The sequence below is a fragment of the Mitsuaria sp. MSU3D genome, from assembly GCF_056867975.1.
The window spans coordinates 5081682-5103518 of sequence record NZ_CP200314.1 but is presented as its reverse complement, the minus strand read 5'-3'; the positions used below and the strand labels follow the sequence as shown (position 1 = coordinate 5103518).

The window sequence follows — 21837 nt, the reverse complement described above, 5'->3', positions numbered from 1 at the left end:
CTTCGAGTCTGAAACCCGCATGGGCCCGTTGAGGCCGTTAGAACAAGGAGACAAGCGATGAAGACGACCCTCAAAACCGTTGCCCTGGCCTCGGTGCTGGCCTGCGGCAGCCTCGGCGCGCAGGCGCAGATTTCCGGCGACACCGTCAAGATCGGCATCATCACCGACATGTCCAGCGTCTACGCCGACATCGACGGCGCCGGCGGCGTGGAGGCGATCCGCATGGCCATCGCCGACGCGAAGGGCATGGCCGCCGGCAAGAAGATCGAACTGGTCTTCGCCGACCACCAGAACAAGGCCGACGTCGCCGCCTCCAAGGCGCGCGAGTGGTTCGACACGCAAGGCCTGGACCTGCTGATCGGCGGCACCAACTCCGGCACCAGCCTGGCGATGGCCAAGGTCGCGGCGGAGAAGAAGAAGCCCTTCATCTCGATCGGCGCCGGCACCTCGCGCCTGACCAACGAGGAATGCACGCCCTACACCATCCACTACGCCTACGACACGGTGGCCCTGGCCAACGGCACCGGCGCGGCGGTGACCAAGTCCGGCGGCAAGACCTGGTTCTTCCTGACGGCGGACTACGCCTTCGGCACCTCGCTGCAGTCCGACACGTCGGCGGTGGTGACGAAATCCGGCGGCCAGGTACTGGGCGCGGTGAAGCATCCGCTGAACGCGAGCGACTTCTCCTCCTTCCTGCTGCAGGCGCAGAGCTCCAAGGCGCAGATCCTGGGCCTGGCCAACGCGGGCGGCGACACCATCAACGCGGTGAAGGCGGCCAACGAGTTCGGCATCACCAAGACGATGAAGCTGGCCGGCCTGCTGATGTTCATCAACGACGTGCACTCGCTGGGCCTGAAGACCACCGAAGGCATGTACCTGACCGACAGCTGGTACTGGAACCAGAGCCCCGAGGCGCGCGCCTGGGCGCGCCGCTTCTTCGAGAAGATGAAGCGCATGCCCTCGTCGCTGCAGGCGGCGGACTATTCGGCGGTGTCGCATTACCTGAAGGCGGTCGAGGCGATCAAGTCCGACGACGGCGACAAGGTCGTGGCGCAGATGAAGGCCACGCCGATCAACGACTTCTACACGAAGGGCACGATCCGCAAGGAAGACGGCCGCGGCGTGCACGACATGTTCCTGCTGCAGGTGAAGTCGCAGAAGGAATCCACCGAGCCGTGGGACTACTTCAAGGTCGTGACCCGCATCGCGGGCGACGACGCGTTCACCAAGCTGGCCGACTCCAAGTGCCCGCTGGTCAAGAAGTGAGCTGAGGCCGGAGACACCGCATGACCGACTTCTTTGGCGTCCCGTTGCCGGCGCTGCTGGGCCAGCTCCTGCTGGGGCTGGTGAACGGGTCCTTCTACGCGATGCTGTCGCTCGGGCTTGCGGTGATCTTCGGCATGCTGAACATCATCAACTTCGCCCACGGCGCGCTCTACATGATGGGCGCGTTCCTGGCGTGGATGGGGCTGGAGTACTTCGGCATCAACTACTGGGCGATGCTGCTGATCGCGCCGCTGATCGTGGGCGTGTTCGGGCTCGTCATCGAGCGGCTGCTGCTGCAGTGGCTCTACAAGCTGGACCACCTCTACGGCCTGCTGCTGACCTTCGGGCTGACGCTGGTGATCGAGGGCGTGTTCCGCTCCTTCTTCGGCGTCGGCGGGCAGCCGTACGCGGCGCCCGAGGCGCTGTCGGGCGCGACCAACCTGGGCTTCATGATCCTGCCGAACTACCGGGCCTGGGTGGTGGTGGCCTCGCTGGTGGTGTGCCTGGGCGTGTGGGTGCTGATCGAGAAGACCTCGCTGGGCGCGACGCTGCGCGCCGGCACCGAGAACCCGAAGCTGGTGCAGGCCTTCGGCGTCAACGTGCCGCGGCTGGTGTCGCTGACCTACGCCGGCGGCGTGGCGCTGGCCGGCTTCGCCGGGGTGCTGGCGGCGCCGATCCTGCAGGTCAACGCGCTGATGGGCTCCAACCTGATCATCGTCGTCTTCGCGGTGGTGGTGATCGGCGGCATGGGCTCGATCCTGGGGTCGATCCTCACCGGCCTCGGGCTGGGCGTCGTCGAGGGCCTGACCAAGGTCTTCTATCCGGAGGCGTCCAACACGGTGGTGTTCGTCGTCATGGCCCTGGTCCTGCTGGTGCGTCCCGCCGGCCTGTTCGGCAAAGAGAAATGAACAAGAAACCGCTGGGCTACGTGGCCCTGTTCATCGCCATCGCGCTGCTGCCCTTCCTGGGCGTGTATCCGATCTTCGCGATGAAGGTGATGTGCTACGCGCTGTTCGCGTGCGCCTTCAACCTGCTGATCGGCTTCACGGGGCTGCTGAGCTTCGGCCACGCGGCCTTCCTGGGCGCGGCGGCCTACGGCGCCGGGCATGCGCTGAAGGTCTGGGGCTTCCCGCCGCTGGTGGGCATCGCGTTCGGCACGCTGATGGCGGCGCTGGCGGGGCTGGTGTTCGGGCTGCTGGCGATCCGCCGGTCGGGGATCTATTTCTCGATGATCACGCTGGCGCTGGCGCAGATGCTGTTCTTCTACTTCCTGCAGGCGCCGTTCACCGGCGGCGAGGACGGCCTGCAGTCGGTGCCGCGCGGCAGCCTGCTGGGCATCAACCTGGAGAACGACAGCGCGCTGTACTACCTGGTGCTGGCGATCTTCGTCTTCGGGTTCTGGTTGATCTACCGGACGGTGCATTCGCCGTTCGGGCAGGTGCTGACCTCGATCCGCGAGAACGAGGCACGCGCGACCTCGCTGGGCTACGACGCGGCGCGGTTCAAGCTGATGGCCTTCGTGCTGTCGGCGGCGCTGGCCGGGCTGGCGGGCGCGACCAAGACCCTGGTGCTGGGCTTCGCGACGCTGACCGACGCGATCTGGACGACGTCCGGCCTGGTGATCCTGATGACGCTGGTGGGCGGCATGGGGACGATGGTGGGGCCGATCGTCGGGGCGCTGGTGATCATCGCCCTGGAGAACAAGATCGGCGACCTGGGACAGTGGCTGGCCAGCCTGACCGGCATCCAGTGGTTCGGCGGCCTGGGCGAATCGGTCAGCCTGGTCACCGGGCTGATCTTCATCGTCTGCGTGCTGGCGTTCCGGCGCGGGCTGGTGGGCGAAGCGGGGGCCTTGTGGGAGCGGGTCCGGAAGACCTGAACGCTTGACTGTCCGCGACGCGCATGGCCGCGCGCATGGTGACGAACTGGAGCGCACCGGGCATCGTCACGGCGCGACAATGAGCGTCATGACCTCCGCAGCCCCCGCTCCCGCCGCGCCGTCGCGTCTGTCGCTCTACCTGAACCTGATCCGCTGGGACCGCCCGGCGGGCACCTACCTGCTGCTGTGGCCGACGCTGGCCGCGCTGTGGATGGCCACCGACGGCTGGGCCGGCTGGCCGGGCTGGCACCTGCTCCTGGTCTTCTGCCTCGGCACCTTCCTCATGCGCAGCGCCGGCTGCGCGGTCAACGACGTCGCCGATCGCGACTTCGACAAGCACGTCAAACGGACCGCCCAGCGCCCGGTCACCTCGGGCCTGGTCTCCGTCAAGGAGGCCCTGGTGCTCGGCGCCGTCCTGGCGCTGATCGCCTTCGCGCTCGTGCTGACGACCAATCCGCCGACCATCATGCTGTCCTTCGCCGCGCTCGCGGTGACGGTCCTCTACCCCTTCACCAAGCGCTGGGTGTCGATGCCGCAGGCGGTGCTGGGCGTCGCCTTCTCCTTCGGCATCCCGATGGCCTTCTCCGCCGCGCAGGGCGGGCGCGAATGGGGATGGCACGCGATCTCAGCCTCGGTCCCGGTCGAGGCGTGGGGGCTGCTGGTCGCCAACCTGTTCTGGGTGCTGGCCTACGACACCGAGTACGCGATGGTCGACCGCGACGACGACATCCGCATCGGCATCAAGACCTCCGCGCTGACGCTGGGCCGCTTCGACGTCATCGGGGTGATGGCGTTCTACGTCGCGTTCCTCACGCTATGGGCCGCGCTGGGACTGCGGCTGGGCATGGGCCACTGGTTCCTGGCCGGCCTCGCGGTCGCGGCGGCGCAGGTCGTCTGGCACTACACGCTGATCAAGGACCGCAGCCGCGAGGGCTGCTTCAGGGCCTTCCGCGAGAACCACTGGGTCGGCTTCGCGATCTTCGCCGGCACCGCAGCCGACCTGGCCCTGCGCTGAGACAGGGTCGGCAAGGTCGGCGAGGGTCCGCACGGGCCCTCGCGTTCACAGCATCCGGTGCTGCTTCAGGTAAGCGCCGACATCGCGATAACTCGCGTCCTCGCCGGCGTACTTGACCACGTTGCGCACCGTGCGCAGCCACTCCAGCGTCGACGGTTGCTGCGTCTGCAGCGCGGCATCGAAGTCCGCCATGCGCAGCCCCCGCTCGTCGCCCGCCAGACCGTCCAGGACCGCCGACTCCTTGGCCAGGTCGATCAGGCCGTCGATGTCCGCGCCCGAGCAATGCGGCGTGCGCGCCGCCAATGCCGCGAGATCGAGCGACTCCACCGGCACGCCGGTGAGCTTGATGCGCAGCATCTCCTCGCGCGCCGGCTCGTCCGGCGGCGGCACGAAGACCTGCCGCGCGAAGCGGCCCGGCCGCTTCATCGCGTCGTCCACGTCCCACGGCATGTTGGTCGCGGCCAGCACCAGCACGCCCTGGTTGTTCTTGCCCAGGCCGTCGAGCTGCGTCAGGAACTCGTTGACCACGGTCCGCGTGCTCGCGCTCGACGACTTGGACCGCGCATAGGCCAGCGCGTCGAGTTCGTCGAAGAACAGCACGCACGGCGTCTGGCTGCGCGCCCGCTCGAACATCGCCGCCAGGTTGCGCTCGCTCTCGCCCTGCCACATCGTCAGCACGTCGGACACGCCGACGGAGATGAACTCCGCATTGCATTCGTTGGCCACGGCGCGCGCCAGCAGGGTCTTGCCGCAGCCGGGCGGGCCATAGAGCAGGATGCCGCCGCCGCTGTTCATGCGGAAGCGCTGGAAGAGCCCGGGTTTGAGGAAGGGCTCGATGATCTTGAGCCGGATGGTCTTCTTCAACGCCTCCATGCCCACGATGCTGGAGAAGCGCACCTTGTCCTCAGGCACCTGCTGGATCGCCGCGACCTTGGCGGACTGGCCGCCGCCGACCAGCTGCAGCCGCGGCACTTCGGCCGCCGGCACTTCGCCGCGCGCCGGATGGGCATGCGCGGCGAGATCCTCCAGCGCCGCCTCCGGCTCGAAGCCGGGCGCGCGGCGCGCGCGCAGGTACAGGTCCAGCGCGGCGGCGGGCTCGCGCTCGAGCCGACACAGCGCCTGGATCACCAGGGCCGCCGCCTCGTCGGGCCGCTGCTGGGCCAGGAGGCCGGCCTGGACCTCCGCCTCGTCGATGCGGCGCGCGTCCAGCAGCGCGCGCGCATAACGGGCGCGCAGCCCATGATCGAAGGGCGCCTTCAGCAGCGCCTGTTCAAGTTCCTGCATGGCAATGAATCCGGAATTCCGAGATGAGACGAAGCGCGGCGATGGCCGCTCAGCGGGCCGCCAGACGACGCACCAGGGGCGGAGCGATCCAGCTGTAGACCGCATAGACCAACCAGCAGATCCAGAAGGTCGCCGCCCATTCCGGCGCCTGCCGCTCCAGCAGCCGGCCGATGGCGACCGCCGCAACCCACAGGGCGACCGAGGCCTGCCAGCCCCAGCGCTGCAATGGCCACAACGGCCGCAGCGCCCAATGGGCCTCGCCGGCGAGCGCCTTCACGCGCTGCAGCGCGAAGGGGTCGTCGGGCTGCGCGCGCAGGAGTTCCTTGGACAGGCGGTAGGCCTCGCGGATACGACCGCGGTCGATCAGCGCGTTGATGACCAGGGACAGTGTCTCGCGGCTGCCCGGATCCTCGACCAGCAAGCGCCGCATTGCGGCCGTGTCACCGCGCCGGCCGTCGACCAGGTCACAGAGCGCGGCGGCCTGCAGTGCGCCGTGGCTGTCCGGAGCCAAGCGCAGCGCTTCCGCCACCAGGCCGCGGGCCTTGTCCACCTGCAACGCTCTCAGCATCAGGCGGGCGTAGGACGTGTAGAACCCGGGGGCGCCCGGGAACTCGCGGATCAGGGCGAGGATCACCGCTTCGGCCTCCGCCGCCTCGTCCATGTCGGTGAGGACGTGGAACAACAGGTACCGGCCCTCGAAGTGCGACGGGTCCTTGACCAGGACGCCGCGCACCAGGTGCAGCGCCTCGTCGTTGTCGTTCTGCGCGAAACGCGTGCGGGCCAGCTCCGTCAGCAGGGTCAGGTTCTCGGGTTCGAGCGCGAGTCCCTGGCGCAGCACGGTTTCGGCCTCGCGCCAGCGGCGGCGCTCGATCAGCAGTTCGGCGCGCTCGATCAGCGCGTCGACGCCGGGTGGCTCTTGGATGGCGGGACGCAGGTCGGAGACGTCCGGATCGACGGGTTCCATCAGGACATCCTCATGACGGCGTTGAACAGGTAGGACAGACCCGCAGCGACCACCACCATCGCCAGGCACGCGGCGAAGGCGCCTTCGACGCGCAGGCCCATCAGGTCCGCGGCGCGGCGCTGACGATGGTGGCGATGGATGGCCGCGAGCGCGGCCAGCGACGTGCACAGCGTGGTCCAGGTGCCTGGACCGCTGCGGCCCAGCAGGTCGACGAGCCAAGCGCGCAGCGGTGCGCCGGCAGCCGTCTGGGGCAGCAGGACGGCGCCGAACAGGATCACGATCAAGGCGGCGAGGAACAGTGCGTCCTGGCGCCAGCGGCGCAGGCGATGGATGCTGCCGACGAAGCAGAACACCAACCCCAGCGGACCGCCGAAGACACCGGTGAGGAACTGGGCGCTGGCGGAAAACGGCGCGCGGGCGGGGGGTTCGGCGTGGTCCAGGCTGGGCTGGAGAAGCCGCTCGATCGAGGCATCGGACATGGCTGGAGACTTGTTCTCGTGTGAGCGCCGGCGTCCTCCCTGGACCGCCTTCGACGGGCGCGGGCGCGATTGTGCCCGGCCTCGCGGCGCATCCGCACCGGCGCCGACCCTCATGGGCGATCAGGACACGAGGTTCCCCGCGCTCAGCCCTTCATCCCCTCATCCCCGGGGACTCACGACAGCCATTGCACGATCGCGTCCGGATGAAGCGGCCAGCCGCCGAGCCCCGCCAGCCCCATCAGCAGGCCGAAGACCGTCGGCACCATCGCCGCGGCGTACAGCCACCACAGCTGCGTCAGCGCGGTCACCGCCAGCATCGCGATCGCGATGGCCAGCAGCGCATCGGACAGGTCGAACTGGTCGTCCCGGTAGTTGAGCGCGTCGTAGCGTTGCTGGTCAGCCTCCGCCTGCTTGCGCAGCTCGTCCTTCTTGGCGGCCTGGTCGGCGGCAAGCGTCTCGTAGTGCGCGATCGCCTGCCGGTAGCCGTCGGCGGCCGAGGCCGGCGCGCCGATCGCCTGCAGCTTCAGCTGCGTCAGCGCGGCCTTGGCGACCTCCTCCCGCGCATTGCGCGCCTGGTAGAAGGCCCAGTGGTCGATCTTGTCCGCCTGCGCCTGCTGCATGCCCTGGCCGATGTTGTCGTCCTTGATCTTGCACAGGCCCATGAAGGTCGCCAGCAGCGCCACGGTCAGCGCGACCGCCACGTTCAGCCGCGATTGCGGCGCCGCGGTCTCCGTCCGCTCGTTGGCCTGGCGGGCGGTCTCGATCAGTTCGTCGGGGTCGATGTCCATGGGCGGCACGGTCTTCATCAAAGGCCGCAGCAGCATACCGAGCGAAGCTGAGCGGGACCTGTACGTCCGCTTAGCCCGTGCTTAGCCCATGCTCAGGCTGTCCGGCCCCGGGGTCCGCGCGCGGCCCCCCCTGGGAGCCCTTTGCTCAGAGCCCGTCCACCCGCGCCAGCGCCGCCACCAGGTCCGACTGCGTCAGGATGCCGACCAGCCGTGCCTCGTCGCCGACGATGGGGATGTGGTGATGCCCGGTCGCCGCGAACAGCGGCACCAGGTCGGCCAGTGGCCGGTCCGCGCTGGCCACGCGCACCTGCCGGCTCATGATCTGGCCGACCACTTCCGGCTTGTCGCTGTGCGTGGTCGGCGTCGGGCGGATCAGATGTCGCAGCCGCGTCGCCCAGTCGTCGTGCACGTCCAGCGACGCGCCGCGCATGAAGTCCGCCAGCGTCACGATGCCGACCACCCGCCGGGCGCGGTCCACCACCGGCAGCGCCTTGATCTGATGCGTCCGCATCAGCGACCACGCCTCCTGCAGCGGCGTGCCCCACTCGACCGCCTTCACGTCGCGCGACATCACGTCGGCGCAGCGGAGCGTCGTCATCCGGCGCCGCGCGGCGAGCAGACCGGCCTCATCGACGATCGCCTGCAGATCGTCACGGGGAACGTCCAGGACCTGGTTGTAGTGCGCCAGCACCGTGTCCAGGTCGACACCGCTGAAGACGGCGGTTCCGGGCTCCGTGCCGCCGGGCCCGCTCGTCGCGCCCGTTGCCGGCCCCGCGGCGGGCACGGTCATCTGCGGGTGCGGGTACCTGCGGCCGGTGACGCCGTTGTAGGCCATGCCCGCGAGCACCATCAGCACCGAGTTCAGCAGCACGGGGTCGAGCGCGAAGTGCCAGTCGTGCACGCCGGTGAGCACCATCAGCAGCGCCGCGGCGCCACCGGGCGGGTGCAGGCAGCGCAGCAGGAACATCAGCCCGATCGCACCGCCGACGGCGATCGCCGCGGCCAGCTCCGGTGTGCCGCCGAAGAGGTGCGCGCACGCGATGCCGACCAGCGCCGACGAGGTGTTGCCCATCACCACCGCCCAGGGCTGCGCCAGCGGACTCGCCGGCACGCCGAACACCAGCACCGCGCTCGCGCCGAGGGGCGCCACCAGCCACGGCACGCCGGGGACATGACGGGACAGCAGTTCCGTGAGCACCCCCGTCAGCAGCAGCCCGACGATGGCGCCGGCCACCACGCGGAGCCGCTCGCGCGCGTCGACGCGCATCGGCGCGGGACGGAACGCCTGCAGCCAGCGGCGGAGTCTGCTCATCACCGACGCGGCCTCGACTTGCGCCGCAGCGGCCCGGGATCGCGCAGCGCGACGTCGGGCACAAACATTTCCATCACCCGCAGCTGCTGCCCGTGGCGGGTGAAGACCGAATTGCGCGACCACTGCATCGACGCCGGTGCCTCGGTTCCCGTGGCTGCCAGCCATTGGCGCTGCATCTGGTGGTGCGTCGCACCGTGCCGCGTGACGCGTCGCGGTTGCAGCTCGCTGCGATGGATGCGGGGATCGTCGTACAGCAGATGGCCGAGCGGCCGGCTGCCCAGACCTTTCAACGCCTTCCACGGACCGGCCACCGCGTGGCCGTGCACCGCCGACCGCGCCCACACGAGCGGTTGGCCGTCGACGCGCAGCAGCACTTCGCGCACGAGCGTCAGCCCCCGCTTCGGCAGGCCGAGCGCGGCGCGCTCCTGCGGACGCAGCGGCGCCGTCGTCTGGCGCAGCACCTGCACCTCATAGCGGCGACCGGTCGCGGCCAGGCGCTTGCTCAGCGAGCCCGGCGCACGCAACCACGCGCGCAGGCCCCAGCGATCGGCGATCCCCATCGGTTGCAACAGCTCTCGGAAGTCAGGAAGTCGGCGGCACGCCGGCGGACGATCGTGAGGCGGCGCGCATCAGGCGCGGCCGAACTCGTCGCCCAGCTCGCCCGCGCGGCGGTGCGCGGCCTTCACGGCGCGCTCGACCGCCTCGCCGACGCCGTCGGCCTGCAGGCTGGTGATCGCGGCGTGCGTGGTGCCGCCCTTTGATGTCACCTTCTCCCGCAGCGCGGTCGGCGAGTCGCCCGACTGCAGCGCCAGCGCCGCCGCGCCGCCGCAGGTGGCCAACGCAAGCTCGCGCGCCTTGGCCTCGTCCAGGCCCAGCGCGCGCGCCGCTGCGACCATGTGCTCGACCAGGAAGAAGAAGTAGGCCGGCCCCGAGCCCGACAGCGCGGTGACCGTGTCGAGGTCGCCCTCGTTGTCGACCCAGACCGTCCGGCCGGTGGGCTGAAGCAGTTGCTCGACCAGCGCGCGATCGTCGGCCGTGACGGCGGCGCTCGCGCAGAGGCCGGTGATCCCCTGCCCGATCAGCGCCGGCGTGTTGGGCATGCCGCGCACGACGCGCGCGGCACCGGTCGCACGCGCGATCGCGTCACTGCGCAGACCCGCCATCACCGACAACTGCAGCGCACTTGCAACGTGCGGCGCCACCGGTACGGCGGCTTCCTGGAACAGCTGCGGCTTGACCGCCCAGACCACGGCGCGGGCCCGCGACAGCGAGGCCTCCGCCGCGGCGAGCGGCCGGATGCCGAAGTCGGCGGCGAGACGCTCGCGCTGCGCCTCGAAGGGCTCGACCACCAGCAGATCCTCCGCCGGAAAACCGGCCCGGCGCAGGCCACCGACGATGGCGCTGGCCATGTTGCCGCCACCGATGAATGCGATGCAGGAATTCATGGGCGGGCAGTGTAGTCCCGCCTCATGGCGGGTGCGCCCTGGATCCGGGCGTTCAACGCGCTCTCAACATCGACGTGCAGAGCTCGCCCAGCGTCGCGATCGCGCGCCGTTGCGCGTCGTCCATCGGATTGCCGGCGTTGATGCGGATGAAGTTGTCGAAGCGCTCGGAGTTCGAGTACATCAGCCCCGGCCCCAGCCGGATGCCCTTCTCCAGCGCGGCGTCGAACAACGCAAGCGAGGACAGCCCCTCGGGCAATTCGACCCACAGGCTCGGGCCGCCTGGCGGCAGGCTGAGCCGGGTGCCGGCCGGCAATTCGTCGGACAACGCCGCCACCATCTGCTCGCGCTGCGTGGCGAGCTTCGCCCGCAGCGCGCGCAGGTGGCGCTCGATCTGGCCGCCGGCCAGGAACTCCGCCAGGATGGCCTGACCCAGCATCTCGTTGGGCCGGCTCTGCGCGTACTTGAGGATCTCCACGCGCGGCTGCCAGCGCCCCGCCGCGATCCAGCCCACGCGCATGCCGGGCGCCAGCGTCTTGTGCAGCGACGAGCAGAAGATCACCCGCCCCGTCGTGTCCCAGGACTTGATCGCGCGCTGCGGCGTGTCGCACAGCAGCGCGTAGGTGTCGTCCTCGATGAGGGCGAGATCGCGGGCTTCGCAGACCGCCAGCAGCGCCTGCTTGGCATCGTCCGGCATCACCGCGCCGAGCGGGTTCTGCAGGTTGGGCACGACGACCACCGCCTTGAGCCGGGGCTCGTGCATCGCGGCGGCCTCGAAGGCCTCGACGGACAGGCCCGTGTGGGGACTGGTCGGGATCTCCAGCGCGCGCAGGCCCAGGCTCTCCAGCAGCTGCAGCAGGCCGTAGTAGGTCGGCGACTCGACCGCCACCGCGTCGCCGGGCGTCGTCACCGCGCGCAGCGCGATGCCGAGCGCCTCGGTGCATCCGTGGGTGATCACGAGCTGCGACGGGTCGAGCTGGATCTGTGCGTTCAGCGCCAGGCGCGACAGGCCCTGTCGCAGCGCGAGCAGGCCTTGCGGATCGGGCTGGATGCCGAGGATCTCGGGCCGGCGGCGCAGCAGCCGCTGGCCGTGCAGGGCCAGCGCGCGGGTCGGATACAGCGACGCATGCGCGCAGGCGCCGGACAGGTTGACCTCGGGCTTCGCGGCGATGCCGCGGGTGAGGATCTCGGAGATGCGCTCGTGCACGCCGACGAAACGCGCCGGATCGGCCTGCGTCTGGCGCGGCTCGGCGGCGCGCGCCAGCCGGTTCGGGCGCGGCGGTCTCACGAAATAGCCGGCGCGTTGACGGGCCTGCAGCAGGCCCTGGCTTTCAAGCAGACGGCAGGCCTGCAGCGCGGTGCTCAGGCTCACGCGGTGCAGACCCATCAGCGTGCGCACCGACGGCATCCGGCTCCCCGGCGGCATCGTGCCGGCCGCGATGGCCTGGCGGTAGTGCGCGGCGACCTGCGCGTACAGAGGGTCCGAAGCGTCCATGCCGGCGATTCTGCGCCCGCAGGCGCGCGCGACACCGGAACAGCCGGCGCCCCGTCGATACGGAACAGCCCGGCGACGATGGCTGTTACGCAGAACAAAGGGCGCCGCTGTGCCTGTCACACCGCGTCGTCGATGGGAACACTGGACACCCATCCCATCGAGGCGCCTTCGGGCGACGCCGTCATGTTCCTCGCCGCCGTCCTGCGATCCTTGCCCATCCCCTGGCCTTGGCAGGCCACGCCACCGCACACCGTGCCCGCGCTGGCCGCGCCCACCCGCGTGCGGCAGCCTTCGACGGCACCGCAGGAACTCCGGCTGGTCGCCGGTCAGTCGCTGATGCTGAAGCTCGCACGAGGCACCGTGATGCACGTGCAGGCCGGCGTCGTCGATGTCGAGGACGCGCCCGCGCTCTGGGCTGACCACTGCTGGCCGCAGGCGCGCCGCTTCAGGAGCGGCGAGGTCTGGGTCGTGCCGCGCACCGGCTGGTGGCGGCTGGAGGGCCGGGTCTCGCGCGACCCGGCCAGCCTGATCAGTGCACGCCCGCCAGCAGCGCGGCGTTCCCGCCCGCGGCCGCCGTATTGATCGTCAGCGTCTGCTCCGCGACGAGGCGGTAGAGCTGGCGTGCATCGGCCAGCTCGACCATCGGCACGACCGGCAGGATCGCGCCATCACGGCCCGCGAGCTCGCGCTGCACCGGCACCTGCAGCGCCGCCGGCGCGATGACGCCCGCCAGTCGCGTCGCGCGCAGCACCGCTCCCAGCTGGTCCGCCGGCAGCAGTTGCATCGCCGCCGCGGTCACGCCGCCACGCATCAGCGCCGTGCGCAGGTCCTGCGCCACGTCGCCGCCGCCCACGATCGCGACCGCGTTGCCGGCCACCAGCGCCGCACCGAGCGCACGCGCCAGCTCCTCCTGCGACGCGCCCTGCGCCAGCACCGCGATCACACCGCGGCCGTGCAGGCGCAGTTCGTTGCTCTCCCCGGTCGGGCCGGGCAGCTTCACGTCGACCAGCGAGCGCCGGGCGCCCGCGGCCAACGTGCGCCAAGCCCCGGCGACCACCGGCGACTGGCCGGCCGCGGAGCGTTCCAGCGCCGTCGCGCGCTCGTCGACCGGGCGCTCGGCCCAAGCCTCGTGCGCGGTGAACAGCGGCGACAGGTCCGCGCCCGCGCCGGTCGTCGACAGCGCCGGCGCGTCGGCTGGCGCTTCCACCTTCGGCTGTGCGACGAAGCGCAGCAGGTAGTGCGGACCACCGGCTTTCGGACCGGTGCCGGACATGCCTTCGCCGCCGAACGGCTGCACGCCGACCACCGCGCCGATGATGTTGCGATTCACGTAGACGTTGCCGATGCGCGCTTCCGACGCAAGCCGCAGCGCCCGACTGTCGATGCGGGTCTGGATGCCCAGCGTCAGGCCGTAGCCCAGCGCGTTGATCTCGCGCACGACGCCGTCGACGTCGCCGCTCCAGCGCACCACGTGCAGCACCGGACCGAAGATCTCCTTCTTCAGCGAGGCGATCGTCGGCAGCTCGACCGCCACCGGCGGCAGCAGGCGCGGGCAGCCGTCGGCCGGCACCGCCTCGGCGATCAGCGTCGCTTCGCGCTTGAGGCGCTGGACGTCCTTGGACACGCCCTCGAAGGCTTCGTCGTCGATCAGCGGGCCGACATCGGTCGACAGGTCCGCGGTAGCGCCGACACGCAGTTCCTTGACCGCGCCGCGCAGCATCTCGATGACGCCGTCGGCGACCGCCTCGTGCACCGCCAGCAGTCGCAGCGCCGAGCAGCGCTGGCCCGCGCTGCGGAAGGCCGATTGCACGACGGCATCGATGACCTGCTCCGGCAGCGCCGTCGAGTCCACGATCATTGCGTTCAGGCCGCCGGTCTCGGCGATCAGCGGCAGCGCCGCGGCGCCGGGCTTGGCCGCGAGCTGGCGGTTGATGATCTGCGCCACCTGCGTGGAGCCGGTGAAGCACACGCCCGCCGTCTGCGGCGCGGCCACCAGGCGCGCGCCGACGGTCTCGCCGCGGCCGTGCACCAGTTGCACCGCGTCGACGGGAACGCCCGCCGCGTGCAGCAGCGCGACGCACTCGCGAGCAACGGCCGGGGTCTGTTCCGCGGGCTTCGCGGCGACCGCGTTGCCCGCGGCCAGCGCCGCGACCACCTGGCCGGCGAAGATCGCCAGCGGGAAGTTCCACGGCGAGATGCAGACGAACACGCCGCGCCCGTTCAACGCGACGCCGTCGGCCGCCAGGCGCTCGGCCTCGTCGGCGTAGTAGCGCAGGAAGTCGATGGCCTCGCGCACTTCGCTGATCGCGTCGCCCAGGCTCTTGTAGGCCTCCTTGACCAGCAGCGCGCAGTACTGCGGCAGCTGCGCCTGCAGCGCGTCGGCGGCGCGGCGCAGCACGGCGGCGCGCTCGGCCACGGGCGTCGCGTTCCAGCCGGCGAAGCCGCCTTGCAGTCGCGCCATCGCGGCGTCGACCTCCTCCGGCGAGGCCTCGACCATCACCGGCACCGTGCACTGCGCCAGCGCATCCAGCAGCGTCTGGCGCTGCTCGGGCACGGCGAGGTCCAGGCCCGACGAGTTGTCGCGGCCGCGGCCCGCCGCGTCGCGGTACAGGGCGATCGGCAGCGGCAGCGAGGCTTCGTCGCGGATCTCGGTCATCGGCGACGCCAGCAGCTCTTCCGGCGCGACGGTCGGATCGGCCAGCTGATGCACGAAGGACGAGTTGGCGCCGTTCTCCAGCAGGCGACGGACCAGATAGGCGAGCAGGTCACGGTGCTCGCCCACCGGCGCGTAGACGCGGCAGGGGATCGAGCCGTCCTTCAGCACTTCCCGATAGACGCCCTCGCCCATGCCGTGCAGGCGCTGCATCTCGAACTTGGCGCCCAGCGAGCGCGCCATCTGCAGGATGGCGGCGATGGTGCCGGCGTTGTGGCTCGCGAACTGCGGATAGATGACGTCGTGATGCCGCAGCAGCGCCTGTGCGCAGGCCAGGTAGGAGACGTCGGTATGCGGCTTGTGCGTGTAGACCGGGTAGAACGGCAGGCCCTGCTCCTGGGCGCGCTTGATCTCGCCGTCCCAGTAGGCGCCCTTCACGAGGCGCACCATGAATTTCAGCCCGTGTTGGCGGGCGATCGCGGCGACCGCCTCCACGACGTCGCGGGCCCGCGTCTGGTAGGCCTGCACCGCGAGGCCGAAACCGCGCCATTGCGGGAAGTGCGTCGCGATGCGCGCGGCCAGGGCGTCCAGCAGCTCGAGCGAGATCTCGAGCCGGTCGACTTCCTCGGCATCGATCGTCAGGTTGATGTTGGCCTGCGCGGCCTTCTCGACGAGTTGCCACACGCGCGGCAGCAGCTCGGCGTAGACGCGCTCGCGCTGCAGGACCTCGTAGCGCGAGAACAGCGCCGAGAGCTTGATCGAGATGCCATCGCTGCCTTCCGGCGACTCGGCCTTGCGGCCGGCGGCGATGGCGGCGATCGCGTTGAGATACGAGGCCTGGTAGCGCTCGGCGTCGCGCTCGGTACGGGCACCTTCGCCCAGCATGTCGTAGGAGAAGCGCAACTGGGCCTGCACCTTGCGCGCGGCATCAGCCTCCTTCATCGCTTCCTGGATGTTGCGACCCAGCACGAACTGGCGACCCAGCAGCTGGATCGCGCGCACCGTGGCGGCAACCACGGTCTGCGCGCCCAGGCGCTTCATCAGGCCGGAGTCGGCCTCGGCATCCGGGAGGAATTTCTTGGACAGCGAGATCGCGCTCGCCGCCAGACCGGCCAGCATCTTGTGCGGGCCGTCCGAGGCGCCGTCGAAGTCGGCGCGGCCGAGCTGGTCGGCCGTCAGCGCGATGGCGGTCTCGGCATCGGGCACGCGCAGCAGCGCCTCCGCCAGACGCATCAGCGCCAGACCTTCAGCGCTGGTGATCGGGTACTCGCGCAGCAGCGATTCCATGGCCCAGAACGGCGCCGGATTCCCGCGCACCTGCTGCACCCAGGGGCGCGCCTGGTCGACGATCGCCTGCCAGTTCAGCGCCTGCATTTCCGCGGCGAGCGCGCGCACCAGCGGCAGTTCCTCGCGATACGGGTCCGGCAGGCGGGAGGTTTCCGGCGGGAGGGGGAAGGCGGTCATAGAATCCTCGGATGTTCGTGCGAGGGGCGCTCCCCTAGCGAATGGCGGGAGTTTAGGAAGTAACGCGCCGAATTACTCACCAATGTTGTCGACCTTCGCCGGATGGAATCCAGCATGAGCAGCCTTGAAGACCTGGACAAGATCGATCGCCGCATCCTGGGGCTGCTGCAGCAGGACGGCCGCATCAGCAACCTGAAGCTGGCCGAGGAAGTGCAGATGTCCGCGACGGCGGTGCTGGAGCGCGTCCGGCGCCTCACCCGCGACGGCTTCATCCTCGGCTACGAGGCGCGGCTGAACCCGGCCAAGCTGGGCGCGCAGATGCTGGTGTTCATCGAGATCCTGCTCGACCGCACGGTGCACGACGTCATGGACAACTTCCGCGCCGCCGTGCAGGCCCGGCCGGAGATCCTGGAATGCCACCTGGTGGCGGGCGGCTTCGACTACCTGCTCAAGACCCGGGTGTCCGACATGACCGCCTACCGGGAGTTCATCGGGGCGGTGATCTGGACCCTGCCCGGCGTCCGCGAGACGCGGACCTACGCGGTCATGGAAGAGGTGAAGAACACCACCGCGCTGCCGCTGTGAACGGGATCGCGCTGTCCCTGTGATTTACACACACCGCCGACAGTTGCAAGCGAATTCAAGGGGGAGATGTCCTCCCCCTTCAGCCCCTCCATCTGCGGGCTGACGGTCGGGCTGCGACAGGATCACCATGGAGTGCCTCTCCCGTGATTCCGAGGTTTCCGAGATGAAGTACCGGCCCTCCCAGACCCCGTCCCAGCTCCCGCGCGCCGCGTCCAGGCCGTTCGTGGGCGCCGGCGGCCCCGACAGCGAGCTGCCCAGCCACTACGGCGACAGCCGGTTCAGCCATGGCGACAGTCGCTACTCCGACAGCGGCAGCAGCTTCGGCGATTCCGACTTCGGCGCGGAACCACCGCCACGGCGAACGCTCGCCGGACCGGTGGAAAGCTGGCATGACTCCAGTTTCATCCTGCGCCGCGGCCTCGAGGTCCGCGAAGTCAGCGCGAAGGAATGGCGCGTGTGGGCGGAAGCGCCCTCGGCGACCGCCGCGCCGGCGACGCCGCGACGTCGGATGAATGGCGATGGCGACGCGTGATCGGGCCTCGGCCCGCAAGCAAGGCGATCAGGCCAGCTGCAGACGCTTGGGCGCGCGGCGCAGCGGCTCGGGCGGCGGCGTGACGACGAAGTCTTCCGGCGGCATCGGGCGGCCGTAATACCAGCCCTGCGCCCAGTCGCAGCCCTCGCGGCGCAACCACTCGGCCTGCTCGATCGTTTCGACGCCCTCGGCGAGCACGTCGAGGTTCAGGCTGCGCGCCAGCACGATGACCGTGCGGGCGATCGCGGCGACGTTGGCATCGCTGCTCAGCTCGTTGACGAAGCTGCGGTCGATCTTCAGCGTGCTGACCGGCATCCGCTTCAGGTAGGCCAGCGACGAGTAGCCGGTGCCGAAATCATCGATGGCGATGCGCACGCCGCGGTTGGAGATCCGCGTGAGCAGGCTGATGGCCTGCTCGGCGTCCTCGAGCAGGAGGCTCTCGGTGACCTCGAGCTCCAGCGCGCTCGGCGGGCAGCCGGTCTCGCCGAGGATGAAATCCAGCGTCTCGATGAAGTCCGGCTGGCGCAGCTGCCGCGCCGAAACGTTGACCGCGACCTGCTGCGGCTTGCCCTCCTGGCCCTGCCAGCGCGCCACCTGCGCGCAGGCCTGCTCCAGCACCCAGCGGCCGATGGGGATGATCAGGCCGGTCTCTTCGGCCAGCGGGATGAAGTCCGCCGGCGAGATAGGCCCGCGCGTCGGATGGCGCCAGCGCAGCAGCGCCTCCGCGCCGATCAGCGCGCCGTCGCTCAGCCGCACCTGCGGCTGGTACTCGAGGCGGAACTGCGCGGCCTCGTTGGCCTGCCGCAGCGCGTGCGTCAGCTCGAAACGCTGCTGCACCGCCTGCGTCAGCTCCGGCCGGTAAGCCTGGACCGAACCGCGCGCGTGCAGCTTGGCGCGCACCATGGCGACCTCGGCGTTGCGCAGCAGCTCGTCGACGTGCGTGCCGTCGGCCGGGAACAGCGCCAGGCCGATGCTGGCGCCGACGTTGAAGCGGTGATGGTCGATGATGATCGGCTCGTCCATCGCCTGGATCAGCCGGTCGCCGAGCCGCATCGCGGTCTCCTCGTCGACCAGGCCCGACAGCACGACGACGAATTCATCCGCGCCGACGCGCGCCACCGAGTCGCTCAACCGCGTCACGTTGGCGAAGCGCGCCGCCGCGGTCAGCAGCACCTGGTCGCCCGCGGCATGGCCGGCGATGTCGTTGACGTCGCGGAAACCGTCCAGGTCGATGTACAGCACGGCCACGCAGGTGTGCTCGCGCTGCGCGTTGCCGACCTGGCGCGAGATGCGATCGCGCAGCAGCGCCGCGTTGGGCAGGCCCGTCAGACTGTCGTGCAGCGACTGGTGCAGCAGCTCGGCCTCGGTCTGCTTGATGCGGGAGATGTCGGTCAGCACGCTGAGGTACTGCACCTGCTCCGGATCGCCCGACGGTGCCGGCACCTTCACGAAGGTCGCCCACATCGGGATCGAGTCGCCGTTCTTGTGGCGCTCGGTGACCTCGCCGCTCCACTTGCCGCGGGTCTCGATGTCGGTCCACAGGGCACGGAGCTTTTCGGGGTCCTGTTCGGCGTCGCGCAGCAGCAACGGGCGCTTGCCCAGCAGCGTCTGCCGGTCGTGGCCGACCATCGCCACCAGGGCCGGGTTGACGTCGACGATGCGCAACTGGTGGTCGATGACCATGATGCCCTCGCCGCAGTGCTCGTACACGGTGGCGGCGCGGCGGGCGGCGTCGGTGGCCTGCTGCAGCTGGGTCACGTCGCGCGCGATGGCGACCTGGCCCAGGTACTGGTCGTCGTCGAACACGCGGGCACTGGAGACGTCCAGGCAACGTGTCCCGCCGCCGGTCTCGCTGCTGTCGTCGCGCCAGGTCAGGAGGCGGCCGTCGGACTGCGTGTCCACCCAGCCCGGAGGGTTCGGCAGGTCGGCGTCGCGGCGTCCGATCAGTTCCTGCTCGGTGAGGCCGACAGCCCGCTCGAAGGCCGGATTGCAGCCCTCATAGGCGCCGTTGGCATCCTTGAAATACATCGGATCGGGAATCGCGTTCAGCAGCGCGCTGAGCCGGGCGCGCTCGCGGCGCACGCGTCGGAGTTCCTCGCGGCGGCCTTGCAGACGGCCGCGCTGCTGCACGAACAGGCTGACCATCACGCCCAGCGTCAGGCCGCCGATCACGCAGCCGGCGCCCAGCCAGAACACGGTGGAGCCGGAATCGATCCACGTCGGCAGATGCGCCGCCATCGACCGCGCCGCGGACGGCACCGCCGCGGGGACGGACGCGGACGCACCCGCCCACGCCGACGTGCTCAGGCACGCAGGCAGCAGCGCGGACACGACAAGGCATCCCCAACGACGGTTCAGGCGAAGACGCATGGCTCACCCAAGGATCTTTTTATGAATGGAGGGGCAACAGCTGGCCCCATGTCGGCGCCGCCCGCGGGTCGCGGGCGTTCCCTCATGCACGACCGCCGGAGTATCGACGCCGGTAAGAAAACGTTGCTAGGGGTTACAGCGAGGCCGCCACACGCGTTCCCTGCAGGATTGCACGCTTTGCATCCAATTCTTTGGCCTCGGCCGAACCGCCGATCAGCTGCACCGACCGGCCCGCCGCGCGCAGCGGCGCTTCGAGTTCCCGCAGCGGTTCCTGACCCGCGCACAGGACGATGGTGTCGCAGTCGATGCGCTCGGGATCGGTGCGATCTTCGCCCTGGCTGATCCACAGGCCGTGCTCATCGATGCGCTCGTACTGCACGCCGCCGACCATCCGTACGCCGTGCGTCTTCAAGGCGGCGCGATGGATCCATCCGGTGGTCTTGCCCAGGCCCGCGCCGAGCTTGCCGGCGCGCCGTTGCAGCAAGGTGATCTCCCGCTCGGCGGGCTCGGGTTGCGGACGTGCGAGCCCGCCTCGCGTCTGCTCCGGATCGCCGACACCCCAGTGCTTGCGCCACGCCGGCGCGTCGAGCGCCAGCGAGTGCCCCTGCTCGAGCAGGAACTCCGCCACGTCGAAGCCGATGCCGCCCGCGCCCACGACCGCCACACGACGCCCGACCGGCTTCTCGCCGCGCAGGACCTCGAGGTAGGTCAAGACCTGGCCCCGGGCGATGCCTTCGTCCTGGCCGGGGATGCGCGGATCGCGCGGCGTCACGCCGGTGGCGAGGAGCACCTCGTCGTAGTCCATCAAATCACCGGCGCTCACGCGACGGCCCAGTCGCGGCGTGACGCCGAGCAACTCCAGCCGCCGCTTGAAGTAGCGCAGCGTCTCGTGGAACTCCTCCTTGCCCGGGATCCGCTTGGCCAGGTTGAACTGGCCGCCGATCTCCTGGGCGGCGTCGATCAGCGTGACGTGGTGGCCACGCTCGGCGAGCGTCGTCGCGGCCGCCAGGCCGGCCGGTCCCGCGCCGACGACGGCGACGCGCTTGCGCAGCTGCCCGGCGGCAACCGGGACGATGCGCAGCAGGGTCTCGTGACCGGCGCGCGGGTTCACGAGGCAGGACGCCACCTCCTGCTTGAACACGTGATCGAGGCAGGCCTGGTTGCAGGCGATGCAGGTGTTGATCTCGTCGGCCCGCCCCTCCGCGGCCTTGCGCACGAAGGCCGGATCGGCCAGCAGCGGGCGCGCCATCGACACCATGTCCGCCGATCCGTCGGCCAGCACCGACTCGGCGACCTCGGGCGTGTTGATGCGGTTGCTGGTGATCAGCGGCGTGCGGATGCCCTCGGCATGCAGCTGGTCGCGCAGCTTCTTCGTGACCCAGGCGAAGCCGGCACGCGGCACGCTGGTCGCGATCGTCGGGATGCGGGCCTCGTGCCAGCCGATGCCGGTGTTGATGATGGTGGCGCCGGCCTTCGCGACGGCCCTCGCCAGCTGCAGCACCTCGTCCCAGTTGCCGCCCTCCGGCACGAGGTCCAGCATCGACAGGCGGTAGATGATGATGAAGTCGGGGCCGACGGCCTCGCGCATGCGGGTGAGGATCTCGACGGGCAGCCGCATGCGGCGTTCGAAGTCGCCGCCCCACGCATCGGTGCGCTGGTTCGTGGCGGCGATCAGGAACTGGTTGATGAAGTAGCCCTCGGAGCCCATCACCTCGACGCCGTCGTACCCGGCCTCGCGCGCCAGCACGGCGCAGCGGACGAAGGCGCGGATCTGGCGCTCGATGCCGCGCTCGCTCAACGCATGCGGCGTGAACGGCGAGATCGGCGACTTCAACGCCGACGGCGCGACGTTGAACGGGTGGTAGCCGTAGCGGCCGGTGTGCAGGATCTGCAGCGCGATCTTGCCGCCCTCGCCATGCACGGCCCGCGTGATGGCCTGGTGCCGGCGCGCGGCCCCGCCCGTCATGAGCGTGCCCGCGAAGGGCTTGGTCCAACCGGCGATGTTGGGCGCGTAGCCGCCGGTGACGATCAGGCCGACCTGGCCGCGGGCGCGCTCGGCGAAGTACTCGGCCAGGCGGTCGATGTGCTTGCGCGAGTCCTCGAGCCCCGTGTGCATGCTGCCCATCAGCACGCGGTTCTTGAGGGTCGTGAAGCCCAGGTCCAGGGGCGACAGCAGCTGCGGGTAGGCGTTCATCGCGCGGATGCTAGCGCCGGAGCCCGCGCGCGTTTAGAGAGGCGATACCAAGAGGCCCGGCGCCCAGACCTCGGCACCGATACCGGAAACGGACACCCGAGGCGCCGCGCAACTC

At 70.4% G+C, this 21837-nt stretch carries 18 protein-coding genes; 7 read left to right on the top strand and 11 right to left on the bottom strand.

All coding sequences use genetic code 11. From position 1 onward, the window contains the following. The first annotated feature begins 57 nt into the window (after positions 1-57). The 4 genes from AC1VNM_RS22390 to ubiA all read left to right on the top strand — a co-directional run bounded on the left by AC1VNM_RS22390 (position 58) and on the right by ubiA (position 4160). On the top strand, positions 58-1266 hold the full coding sequence (locus tag AC1VNM_RS22390) for an ABC transporter substrate-binding protein (RefSeq protein ID WP_431100958.1): 1209 nt from the start codon (positions 58-60) through the stop codon (positions 1264-1266). A 20-nt stretch (positions 1267-1286) separates the two neighbouring features. Beyond that, entirely contained in the window at positions 1287-2174 is an 888-nt protein-coding gene (locus AC1VNM_RS22385) for a branched-chain amino acid ABC transporter permease (RefSeq protein WP_431100957.1), read from the top strand. Beyond that, positions 2171-3145, top strand: coding sequence for a branched-chain amino acid ABC transporter permease (locus tag AC1VNM_RS22380; protein ID WP_483108350.1), 975 nt, complete (start codon positions 2171-2173; stop codon positions 3143-3145). Before AC1VNM_RS22385 ends, AC1VNM_RS22380 begins: the two co-directional genes overlap by 4 nt. Positions 3146-3233: 88 nt before the next feature. Next, positions 3234-4160 (top strand): 4-hydroxybenzoate octaprenyltransferase, encoded by a 927-nt coding sequence (ubiA, locus tag AC1VNM_RS22375; RefSeq protein WP_483108349.1) that lies wholly within the window; start codon positions 3234-3236, stop codon positions 4158-4160. A gap of 45 nt (positions 4161-4205) precedes the next feature. Here the strand turns inward: ubiA and AC1VNM_RS22370 are convergent, their stop codons facing one another. The 8 genes from AC1VNM_RS22370 to AC1VNM_RS22335 form a co-directional block, all read right to left on the bottom strand. Continuing rightward, positions 4206-5444, bottom strand: coding sequence for an ATP-binding protein (locus AC1VNM_RS22370; protein WP_483108348.1), 1239 nt, complete (start codon positions 5442-5444; stop codon positions 4206-4208). Positions 5445-5493: 49 nt separating this feature from the next. Then, positions 5494-6408 (bottom strand): tetratricopeptide repeat protein, encoded by a 915-nt coding sequence (locus tag AC1VNM_RS22365; RefSeq protein ID WP_483108347.1) that lies wholly within the window; start codon positions 6406-6408, stop codon positions 5494-5496. Then, entirely contained in the window at positions 6408-6887 is a 480-nt protein-coding gene (locus AC1VNM_RS22360) for a hypothetical protein (RefSeq protein WP_483108346.1), read from the bottom strand. Before AC1VNM_RS22360 ends, AC1VNM_RS22365 begins: the two co-directional genes overlap by 1 nt. A gap of 173 nt (positions 6888-7060) precedes the next feature. Next, positions 7061-7675 (bottom strand): DUF4337 domain-containing protein, encoded by a 615-nt coding sequence (locus tag AC1VNM_RS22355; RefSeq protein ID WP_377158771.1) that lies wholly within the window; start codon positions 7673-7675, stop codon positions 7061-7063. A gap of 145 nt (positions 7676-7820) precedes the next feature. Next, the gene (locus AC1VNM_RS22350; RefSeq protein WP_483108345.1) at positions 7821-8987 is read right to left on the bottom strand and encodes an HPP family protein; all 1167 of its coding nucleotides are present in this window, start codon (positions 8985-8987) and stop codon (positions 7821-7823) included. Further along, complete coding sequence (locus tag AC1VNM_RS22345; protein WP_483108344.1) at positions 8987-9547, bottom strand: chorismate--pyruvate lyase family protein; 561 nt, start codon at positions 9545-9547, stop codon at positions 8987-8989. The genes AC1VNM_RS22350 and AC1VNM_RS22345 overlap by 1 nt, the downstream gene beginning before the upstream one ends. A 69-nt stretch (positions 9548-9616) precedes the next feature. Beyond that, positions 9617-10432: a pyrroline-5-carboxylate reductase gene (gene proC, locus AC1VNM_RS22340; RefSeq protein WP_483108343.1), complete on the bottom strand. Its 816-nt coding sequence runs from the start codon at positions 10430-10432 to the stop codon at positions 9617-9619. 52 nt (positions 10433-10484) lie between these two features. Further along, entirely contained in the window at positions 10485-11924 is a 1440-nt protein-coding gene (locus AC1VNM_RS22335; RefSeq protein WP_483108342.1) for an aminotransferase-like domain-containing protein, read from the bottom strand. Between the two features lie 132 nt (positions 11925-12056). Between AC1VNM_RS22335 and AC1VNM_RS22330 the strand changes: the two genes are divergently transcribed. Further along, entirely contained in the window at positions 12057-12506 is a 450-nt protein-coding gene (locus AC1VNM_RS22330; RefSeq protein ID WP_483108341.1) for a hypothetical protein, read from the top strand. Here the strand turns inward: AC1VNM_RS22330 and AC1VNM_RS22325 are convergent. Beyond that, on the bottom strand, positions 12454-16041 hold the full coding sequence (locus AC1VNM_RS22325; RefSeq protein WP_483108340.1) for an L-glutamate gamma-semialdehyde dehydrogenase: 3588 nt from the start codon (positions 16039-16041) through the stop codon (positions 12454-12456). The two genes, AC1VNM_RS22330 and AC1VNM_RS22325, sit on opposite strands and share 53 nt — an antisense overlap. A 114-nt stretch (positions 16042-16155) precedes the next feature. On the opposite strand from AC1VNM_RS22325, the gene AC1VNM_RS22320 reads away from it, so the two are divergent. Both AC1VNM_RS22320 and AC1VNM_RS22315 read left to right on the top strand, forming a co-directional pair. Continuing rightward, positions 16156-16626, top strand: a complete 471-nt coding sequence (locus AC1VNM_RS22320) for an Lrp/AsnC ligand binding domain-containing protein (RefSeq protein ID WP_377158776.1) — start codon at positions 16156-16158, stop codon at positions 16624-16626. Between the two features lie 127 nt (positions 16627-16753). Beyond that, on the top strand, positions 16754-17158 hold the full coding sequence (locus AC1VNM_RS22315; RefSeq protein ID WP_483108339.1) for a hypothetical protein: 405 nt from the start codon (positions 16754-16756) through the stop codon (positions 17156-17158). 27 nt (positions 17159-17185) lie between these two features. On the opposite strand, the gene AC1VNM_RS22310 is transcribed toward AC1VNM_RS22315, so the two are convergent. Further along, positions 17186-19489 carry a sensor domain-containing protein gene (locus AC1VNM_RS22310; RefSeq protein WP_483108338.1) on the bottom strand — a complete coding sequence of 768 codons (2304 nt, stop codon included), beginning with the start codon at positions 19487-19489 and terminating at the stop codon, positions 17186-17188. A gap of 172 nt (positions 19490-19661) precedes the next feature. Further along, a complete protein-coding gene (locus AC1VNM_RS22305) occupies positions 19662-21722 on the bottom strand; it encodes an FAD-dependent oxidoreductase (protein ID WP_483108337.1) in 2061 nt (686 codons plus the stop codon). Positions 21723-21837: the final 115 nt, after the last annotated feature.

Excerpts from the sequence above, each read along its gene's own strand:
- AC1VNM_RS22390 (WP_431100958.1), top strand. The coding sequence starts at position 58 with ATGAAGACGACCCTCAAAACCGTTGCCCTGGCCTCGGTGCTGGCCTGC.
- AC1VNM_RS22385 (WP_431100957.1), top strand. The coding sequence starts at position 1,287 with ATGACCGACTTCTTTGGCGTCCCGTTGCCGGCGCTGCTGGGCCAGCTC.
- AC1VNM_RS22380 (WP_483108350.1), top strand. The coding sequence starts at position 2,171 with ATGAACAAGAAACCGCTGGGCTACGTGGCCCTGTTCATCGCCATCGCG.
- ubiA (WP_483108349.1), top strand. The coding sequence starts at position 3,234 with ATGACCTCCGCAGCCCCCGCTCCCGCCGCGCCGTCGCGTCTGTCGCTC.
- AC1VNM_RS22370 (WP_483108348.1), bottom strand. The coding sequence starts at position 5,444 with ATGCAGGAACTTGAACAGGCGCTGCTGAAGGCGCCCTTCGATCATGGG.
- AC1VNM_RS22365 (WP_483108347.1), bottom strand. The coding sequence starts at position 6,408 with ATGGAACCCGTCGATCCGGACGTCTCCGACCTGCGTCCCGCCATCCAA.
- AC1VNM_RS22360 (WP_483108346.1), bottom strand. The coding sequence starts at position 6,887 with ATGTCCGATGCCTCGATCGAGCGGCTTCTCCAGCCCAGCCTGGACCAC.
- AC1VNM_RS22355 (WP_377158771.1), bottom strand. The coding sequence starts at position 7,675 with ATGGACATCGACCCCGACGAACTGATCGAGACCGCCCGCCAGGCCAAC.
- AC1VNM_RS22350 (WP_483108345.1), bottom strand. The coding sequence starts at position 8,987 with ATGAGCAGACTCCGCCGCTGGCTGCAGGCGTTCCGTCCCGCGCCGATG.
- AC1VNM_RS22345 (WP_483108344.1), bottom strand. The coding sequence starts at position 9,547 with ATGGGGATCGCCGATCGCTGGGGCCTGCGCGCGTGGTTGCGTGCGCCG.
- proC (WP_483108343.1), bottom strand. The coding sequence starts at position 10,432 with ATGAATTCCTGCATCGCATTCATCGGTGGCGGCAACATGGCCAGCGCC.
- AC1VNM_RS22335 (WP_483108342.1), bottom strand. The coding sequence starts at position 11,924 with ATGGACGCTTCGGACCCTCTGTACGCGCAGGTCGCCGCGCACTACCGC.
- AC1VNM_RS22330 (WP_483108341.1), top strand. The coding sequence starts at position 12,057 with ATGGGAACACTGGACACCCATCCCATCGAGGCGCCTTCGGGCGACGCC.
- AC1VNM_RS22325 (WP_483108340.1), bottom strand. The coding sequence starts at position 16,041 with ATGACCGCCTTCCCCCTCCCGCCGGAAACCTCCCGCCTGCCGGACCCG.
- AC1VNM_RS22320 (WP_377158776.1), top strand. The coding sequence starts at position 16,156 with ATGAGCAGCCTTGAAGACCTGGACAAGATCGATCGCCGCATCCTGGGG.
- AC1VNM_RS22315 (WP_483108339.1), top strand. The coding sequence starts at position 16,754 with ATGGAGTGCCTCTCCCGTGATTCCGAGGTTTCCGAGATGAAGTACCGG.
- AC1VNM_RS22305 (WP_483108337.1), bottom strand. The coding sequence starts at position 21,722 with ATGAACGCCTACCCGCAGCTGCTGTCGCCCCTGGACCTGGGCTTCACG.